Origin of the sequence: Thaumasiovibrio clandestinus, assembly GCF_047250365.1 — a bacterium.
Classification (GTDB): domain Bacteria; phylum Pseudomonadota; class Gammaproteobacteria; order Enterobacterales; family Vibrionaceae; genus Thaumasiovibrio.
Genome location: NZ_JBLBVL010000033.1, coordinates 1 through 6,644, shown reverse-complemented (window position 1 = coordinate 6,644; position 6,644 = coordinate 1). Strand labels below are relative to the sequence as shown.

The 6,644-nt window shown below is 39.9% G+C and carries 9 protein-coding genes; 7 read left to right on the top strand and 2 right to left on the bottom strand.

The annotated features are described in order from the left end of the window. The first annotated feature begins 92 nt into the window (after positions 1-92). The 7 genes from ACKLNH_RS20320 to ACKLNH_RS20290 all read left to right on the top strand — a co-directional run bounded on the left by ACKLNH_RS20320 (position 93) and on the right by ACKLNH_RS20290 (position 4,822). Positions 93-512 carry a DUF3653 domain-containing protein gene (locus ACKLNH_RS20320; RefSeq protein ID WP_413114090.1) on the top strand — a complete coding sequence of 140 codons (420 nt, stop codon included), beginning with the start codon at positions 93-95 and terminating at the stop codon, positions 510-512. A 328-nt stretch (positions 513-840) separates the two neighbouring features. Next, entirely contained in the window at positions 841-1,293 is a 453-nt protein-coding gene (locus tag ACKLNH_RS20315) for a hypothetical protein (protein ID WP_413114089.1), read from the top strand. A gap of 122 nt (positions 1,294-1,415) precedes the next feature. Further along, positions 1,416-1,958, top strand: a complete 543-nt coding sequence (locus ACKLNH_RS20310; RefSeq protein WP_413114088.1) for a hypothetical protein — start codon at positions 1,416-1,418, stop codon at positions 1,956-1,958. 38 nt (positions 1,959-1,996) lie between these two features. Continuing rightward, positions 1,997-2,932 (top strand): hypothetical protein, encoded by a 936-nt coding sequence (locus tag ACKLNH_RS20305; RefSeq protein WP_413114087.1) that lies wholly within the window; start codon positions 1,997-1,999, stop codon positions 2,930-2,932. Positions 2,933-3,034: 102 nt separating this feature from the next. Further along, complete coding sequence (locus ACKLNH_RS20300) at positions 3,035-3,745, top strand: TOPRIM nucleotidyl transferase/hydrolase domain-containing protein (protein ID WP_413114086.1); 711 nt, start codon at positions 3,035-3,037, stop codon at positions 3,743-3,745. A gap of 22 nt (positions 3,746-3,767) precedes the next feature. Further along, positions 3,768-4,115, top strand: coding sequence for a hypothetical protein (locus ACKLNH_RS20295; protein ID WP_413114085.1), 348 nt, complete (start codon positions 3,768-3,770; stop codon positions 4,113-4,115). A gap of 134 nt (positions 4,116-4,249) precedes the next feature. Further along, a complete protein-coding gene (locus tag ACKLNH_RS20290) occupies positions 4,250-4,822 on the top strand; it encodes an HNH endonuclease (RefSeq protein WP_413114084.1) in 573 nt (190 codons plus the stop codon). A gap of 68 nt (positions 4,823-4,890) precedes the next feature. On the opposite strand, the gene ACKLNH_RS20285 is transcribed toward ACKLNH_RS20290, so the two are convergent. Continuing rightward, positions 4,891-5,478, bottom strand: a complete 588-nt coding sequence (locus ACKLNH_RS20285; protein WP_413114083.1) for a cell envelope integrity TolA C-terminal domain-containing protein — start codon at positions 5,476-5,478, stop codon at positions 4,891-4,893. 112 nt (positions 5,479-5,590) lie between these two features. Beyond that, the coding region (locus ACKLNH_RS20280) for a zonular occludens toxin domain-containing protein (RefSeq protein ID WP_413114082.1) at positions 5,591-6,644 on the bottom strand (1,054 nt) is incomplete at its 5' end.

Below are 6,644 nucleotides of genomic sequence, written 5' to 3'. Positions count from 1 at the left end.
GTCTAAGTACGCATTATGTAGAGTTACGTTAAATAGTAACCAAAGGTGTTACAATGGAGAGCCTATAAGATTTTTAGGAAAAGGAGTATCTTATGTTTTATAGGCCATATCATACAGATAATTTCATTTTTCGTCATTTTCGATGCGGATTGAGCATAAAACAAACAGCAGAACTTTGTTTTAAAAGTGAGAGAACGATCACGGATTGGGACAAGGGAAAACCCATTCCTCCAGAGTGTAAACGGCTAATGAGGCTCTACTGTAAGTTGGATTTGAAAGATGTACATCCAGAGTGGGAAGGGTGGAAATTTCAAAATGGACTGTTAATTTCACCAAACGGCTACGAACTACGCGCCGCACATGTTGAAACAGGTGCTGCCCTCATTGAACTAGGCGCCCCATCTGATAAACCGCACATGTCTCATATAATGAAAGTAGCAAGATCTATTGCTAAAACAGACTATATGAAGAATTCGGTTCGCTACAGTGCGGAAAGAAAAAAGCGGGTCTAGCAGGGGGCGCATGCTGCGCACGGTTCATCACATTACTTGGCGTTCTGGCCTGTGTCGGTGAGTTTAGACCTGGAGCAAACTGAAACATCAGCGAGTCACCTATTATCTCAGTGACTCGCTACGCTCAGGGCGATGCCCATGTGAGTAAGTCGTTTGCTCATCAATCTGTGTATAACTTGTTACGTGATTAACAGTTTAAATATAATATATTGATTTAATGGTAAAAGTGCTGTGTAATCTGAAAGCATGGCGAGGGAAATATGCTGTAATTCGCCATATAAAAAGAGTTAAGCTTATCGAATGTGCACTAGATTATAGGTTACTCATAATGACAGAATTATCTGACTACCAAGTAATTGATCTTATAGTCAAATCGACCTCTGCCTTTTTTGCGATAGTTACTTTAGCCATTGGTGTGTATAAGTATTTCCACTCAGTAGAATGTAACTTTCGAAGCCCTCTCTGGGAAAGACAGTTACAGCTTTACTTTGAAATATCTGAAGTTGTTTCGACCCTTGCAACTAGCTCAGATACAGAAGAAATATTGTCGGCAGAGAAGTTATTTTGGAATCTTTATTTCGGCCCATTGCTGCTGGTAGAAGATACTGGTGTTGAAAGTGTTGTAGTTGAAATTGCACTACTACTAGAAATCCCAATATCTGACCGGCCACAAGAAAAGATCAAATCACTGGCTTTGAAACTAGGATACGAGTGTAGAAACTCTATATCAGTCAGATGGCGTACATCGCTACCTGAACTTGCTGTAAAATATAAAATTTAGATAGTTACAACCTAGCAAGGCGCTTAAGTCTGATTCGTGAATGCGTGCCAAAATCGCTATCGCTCAGACATGGCACACGTTCACTCACAGCTTTGCTTGGCGATATAGCTCAGGAGGTAAAATTGGAACAAGAATTGGCATTTAAAGCATCAGATTTGATGCCGATCGTAACTGCAATCGTAACTGCAGTAGCTGCATTGTTAGGTGTTTACATCACAAATCTTGCTCAGGAGAGGCGAGCAAAGGCTGAATTTCGAAATAAAGTGATGCTTCAAGAACGAGTGCTTAAGAGAGAAAAGCTTGAGGAAATGCACACTCTTTTTCAGAAATGGGAGCTTGATGTTTCGGGAGTATATTTAATTTATATACCTGTGTATCAGGGGCAATATTCCGCTGAAGAAGCGATGGAACTTTCGCAGAAAAATCGCCTTCAAGAAAAGGGGGACCAACAACGATTTCAAACGCTCATACAACTATACTTTCCGGACCTCGAAATAGAGTACAACTTTGTTTTTGAAGAGCGTGGCAAGGCACTCGCATATTGTAAGCCTTATGGTGAATTCAAACGTGCAGATTTAAAAAAATTCTATACAGCTCAAGAAAACTTTGAGGCACAAACAAAATTATTTAGAGAGCTCATGGCAAAAAAAATAGCAGAGCTATAATTGGGCATTAGAACCCTTGAAATGGAACGGAGTAGTTAATGGAAGGTGGTATTATTGACATCATTTATTCAAATAAAGAAATATTTATTAGCGTATTGGTGAGTGTATTTAGCGTTCTGATCGCCTTACCTTTACTCAAGCTTTTTGATAGACGGAAGCTATTTTATTCTGAAGATTCAGGTAGGGATATCGAGGATAAAGATAAATTAAGGATATTAGAAAAAGAAGTCATAAAACTTAGGAGAGAGTTATCCAGTGAACTTCTGAAAAATGCATCTAAGCTCATTGATAAAGAAGTTTCTGTATATTTATCAGAAAATCTTGAGAAAATGGCTAACGAGCAACTTAAAAATACTGGGATAATTGAAAAGCAATTGTTTGAGCAGTTAGAAAACCGTGTTAACGAACGAATTGATAATTTTCTATCTTCAAAGACAGATGAAGATTTTGCTGCTTCAAAACGAGAGAATCATCTCATTCATAAAAGGGATTCGGTAGAACGAGAACTCTACAATACAGTTGAGCAAGAACGGAAAAGTGCTGGCTTATTGAAGGGTGTCATGATCAACCTATTTGTAATTGTTAACTTTGGGTTGATAGCATTATACCTGCTTAAAGGAGCTGACATCTCTCAATATGGTGCTATTTCATTATCGGGGCTTTACGTGAGTCTTGCTGGTTTTATTATTTATATTTTTCGTTCGTCAAATTCAAGAACGTCAGTCCTGCTTGCTATCAAGGAGGATCTTAAAAAACAAAATTCAGCGATTGAGTATGTCGAAAACTCTAAACAGTCAGGCCCATTAACAGAACACGATATCGAGTTTATTCGTATGCTAATGATTAATCACTCTGAAAGAGAGAAAAAAACAGACCACCCCTATGAAATGGTTCTTAAAGGAGTGTCAGGTACAAATATCCAATTTAAAGGTGGAAAAATGGCTATCGCAGAGAAATCGGGGTCTAACAAGTAGCTTAAATAGACGTAAAACGCTTGGCTTGCGCCCCTTTGTCGCTAATTATAGCCAAGCATTTTACGCCTCTTTGCATAACGTTATATTTTTATTTGAGGTCATATGTCGGATAGAAAAAATAAGTTGGAGGCTGATGCGCTAGACGACTTGCATTGTCAGCTAGAGCAATGGGATACTGCAAGTAAAGAGTCAGCACTTGAACAATGTATTTACTTGTTTGTTGAGGGTGAAAGTGAAGAGATTGCTTTCCGTATTTTGCTCGAAGAAGGGCTTGGAGTTGACTTTAAGAAGTTAGGGCTTGTGATAGCCAACTACAATGGTATTGGTAATTTAAAACACACCTTACGCTTGATGAACTTAACCTTGAGCCATGAAAGACCAATGATCTTCACATTTGATGATGATAATAAGTCTTTAATCAATGGGCTAGGACAGCAACCTGACAATATTTACTTATTTAAAGTCCCATTTTCTCCAGTAGTTACATTGCCGAATGGTGATATTGGCGGTTCGTTTGAAGAATCGTTTGAAGCGTCTGATTTTATTAACGCTCTTTTCGAAACTACTTTGCTCAAGCTTAATCCTCAAGTCGTCAAAAGCCAGTTCATTGCTAGTTTCAACCCCACACATCCATTCTATGACCAGTCGGTTAAATATCTTCGTGCGCAGAACCTACAAAGCTATCTGCCATCAAAAATAGAGATTGCTGAGCATATGGCAGCTGAGTGCGACCCAGAGCCTGATACTTATGTAAAGCTTGCTGAGTTGATAAAACGAATTAGGTCTGAGAATCCAGTGCAAATAAAAATATAATTGGGTGTTGAGAATAAAATAGATGAAAAAATTAATATTACTCGTAACATTATTTTCAATTTCTTCGCTCAGCTATGCGGCAGAAAAGCAAGATGCATGTATCAAGTATCGAAAGGATTATGGTTGGTCCAAAGGGTATTCTGTTGTAGCAACAATTATTAGTGGTTCTGAACTAAACTCTGCAGTAGGCAGCATTTCAAGATTTAAGTCTTTTGCAACATACGCTGTCGTCTTTTGGGACAATGATCAGGCTAGTATTTTTAAACTACCTTCATCATCATTGGGGACGCTTCCTATTATCGAGCAAGAAGTGGAAGACCAAGAAGCTAGAAAATGGAAAATTAAAGAGAACCATGGTTTGTGCTACTAGGCGCCTAACAAACGCGAAAGAGAGATTCGTGTCCCGTGGTATTTTTGTTATGCGGTAAGTTTTGATGGTAAAGGTGATATGTTAAAGTCTGAGAGGCACTCAGCCCTTAACACAGCTATAGCGCAGGAGTAATTATGGAATATCTTCAACTGTTTACGATGCCAGCGCCTATGAAGATTACAGGTCGTTCATCTAGCATCACAAACTCATTTATCAATTCAATTATCCCTGTTGTCGAGCCAACGAATGAAGAAGTAAAAGAAGCTCTCAATATTCTAGGTATGGCATTAGAAAAGTTTGAGTGTTCATATTGTGGCTCTACAGCTACAGAATGGGATCATTTGAGACCTCTTGTTCTAAATAAGAAACCAACTGGATATATATCGGAGATACACAACTTGGTGCCATCATGCGGAAAGTGCAACCAGTCTAAGGGCAATAAGCCTTGGCATAGCTGGATACTGAGTGATGCAAAGTTATCCCCTAAAACACGGGGTATAGCTGATCTGGATAAACGTATTGAAGCACTACGAAAATATGAAGAGTGGCAAGCACCTACGAAGTTGGATTTTGAATCAATTGTTGACGCTGAGAAATGGCAGCAACATTGGAAAAACTGGGAAATGGTTCAAGAAACCATGAAGCAAGCGCAAATATTGGCTAGTGAAATCAATACCATAGTGGCTAAATCATACAAAGCTCTATAACAAGGCGTTAATCGCTATATGTAGAATAATAAATTGTTCTATAGTTTAAGAGCCTACCCAAAAGCCAATCACCCCTCCCACCGTATCTTGATCGGATTCATCTGGTTCACTACCGTTTGATCATTAGAGATAATCCAAGGGGAATAGGTGTATAGCTTTTGCTTTATCGCGTCACATAGCTCAGTGTTACCAATAAGACTTTTGAAGTCCGAAACAGTGCCGACAACGTTAATTCTGAACGAAACGTAACACTTCATCCCTTGGTATTGTTGGCTATCAACCAATTCTGACTTGATCACCTTATGCAATAGAATAAGCCGATACTCTGCAACTTCCTTCGTTATTAAGGGGGTTGCTGTTGGTTGGAGAGTCCTTCTCTTTACGTTCTTACTGGTCGCTTGTCTTTCAGCTTTGTAATTTTCCATGTAATCAGCATCAGGAACGGTTAGCTTGCGAGGTTCTGGCAGGTTCAGTGGTTTTTGATAGATGGTTGGCGCTGCATCTTCTATTACTTCAATGACATTAATGCCAAGTACATAGCTCAAAGAGGTTAGGGCAGATTTAATACGATATTGGACGATTTCAGGCTTATAGACATAGAAGGCCGCAAACAACCCGAAAAGTACCAAAGCGTAAGGGCGCACCTGTGCCAACATTATCTATCCTCCAAATACGTTTAAGCACAGGCTATCGAAAGATGAATATTAAGATCAACGCGAGTGTAAGTGGTTGCGTGACAGTTCAAATCAAACTGCAAACCCCAATCACTTAACTATCTATTTGTACGACGCTATCGAATAGATTGGATTTTTGCTCTTGATATTCAGGGCGCGTGTAAAACGGGTTACATGTCACCACCATATCAAAGCCGTCAAACACTACACGAGCAAGACACTTATCAATGGGGACAACCTCCAAACCCGCTAAATCGGGATAGAATATTTTGCCCGTTTCCGATTCGCTAAAGCTGTAATAATAGGTTTCTTCACCATCAAGGTAACGAATTACTGAGCCATCAATATAAACATCACTCATCATCTGTGCTAGATGGCCTTTGACCTCAGATTCAAAAGGGATGCTATCAGCGCGAGGTGTTTCAAGGTCATCAACGGTCACGCTTTCAGTTTGGGGAGGGGGTTCAGTGGGTTTTAGCAGCGAGTTATAAAGACGGTAGCCAATAAAGCCCAAGAACAGCACAATCACCACGCCGATAATAAATATCTTGGGTATCTTGAATTTGTGGGTATGGATTTCAGCCGACCAGTACACCCCGTAGTAATTTTTATTGCGCTTGATAAACGATTTTTGACACTGTTTGATGTCATGGTAGTTATCAGGGTCGATGGCTTTGGAGGACTCAAACCGAGTAACACGTTCACCACCAAACGGATTATGGTAATGGACATGACGGCCTGTTAAGCGGCGAACGTTAACATCAATGAGTTTTGGATCTTGCGTAACAAGGTGAACATCAAAGCCTTTGTGACGATGGGTTTCAAACTCTGCAATATAATCAGGCTTTCCAGCACTGACAGGGCGTGGGGGGAAGAACTGTTGGCACTCATCTATCCATATGATTGAACGCTTAGGCAGTGAGAACCACTCTTTCGCATCAGCAAAGTGTGTGAAGTGAAAATTGAAGTGCTTCACGTTCTCAAAGCAATAGGCCGCAGAGCCATGCGAGTTTTCCAAGAACTCGGTTAATGCGGTTAACTGGGTTTTACTAAAGCAGCGATAAACCCAATAGAGCCACGTTTCAAAGTGATCATGTTTTTCATACAGGGGAACAAGCCAAGGCGCATCCTTTTCAGTAATGAAGCAA

What these genes read in the sequence shown, in the direction of transcription:
- ACKLNH_RS20315 (WP_413114089.1), top strand. Translation starts at nt 841, where the DNA reads ATGACAGAATTATCTGACTACCAAGTAATTGATCTTATAGTCAAATCG.
- ACKLNH_RS20285 (WP_413114083.1), bottom strand. Translation starts at nt 5,478, where the DNA reads ATGTTGGCACAGGTGCGCCCTTACGCTTTGGTACTTTTCGGGTTGTTT.
- ACKLNH_RS20295 (WP_413114085.1), top strand. Translation starts at nt 3,768, where the DNA reads ATGAAAAAATTAATATTACTCGTAACATTATTTTCAATTTCTTCGCTC.
- ACKLNH_RS20305 (WP_413114087.1), top strand. Translation starts at nt 1,997, where the DNA reads ATGGAAGGTGGTATTATTGACATCATTTATTCAAATAAAGAAATATTT.
- ACKLNH_RS20300 (WP_413114086.1), top strand. Translation starts at nt 3,035, where the DNA reads ATGTCGGATAGAAAAAATAAGTTGGAGGCTGATGCGCTAGACGACTTG.
- ACKLNH_RS20320 (WP_413114090.1), top strand. Translation starts at nt 93, where the DNA reads ATGTTTTATAGGCCATATCATACAGATAATTTCATTTTTCGTCATTTT.
- ACKLNH_RS20290 (WP_413114084.1), top strand. Translation starts at nt 4,250, where the DNA reads ATGGAATATCTTCAACTGTTTACGATGCCAGCGCCTATGAAGATTACA.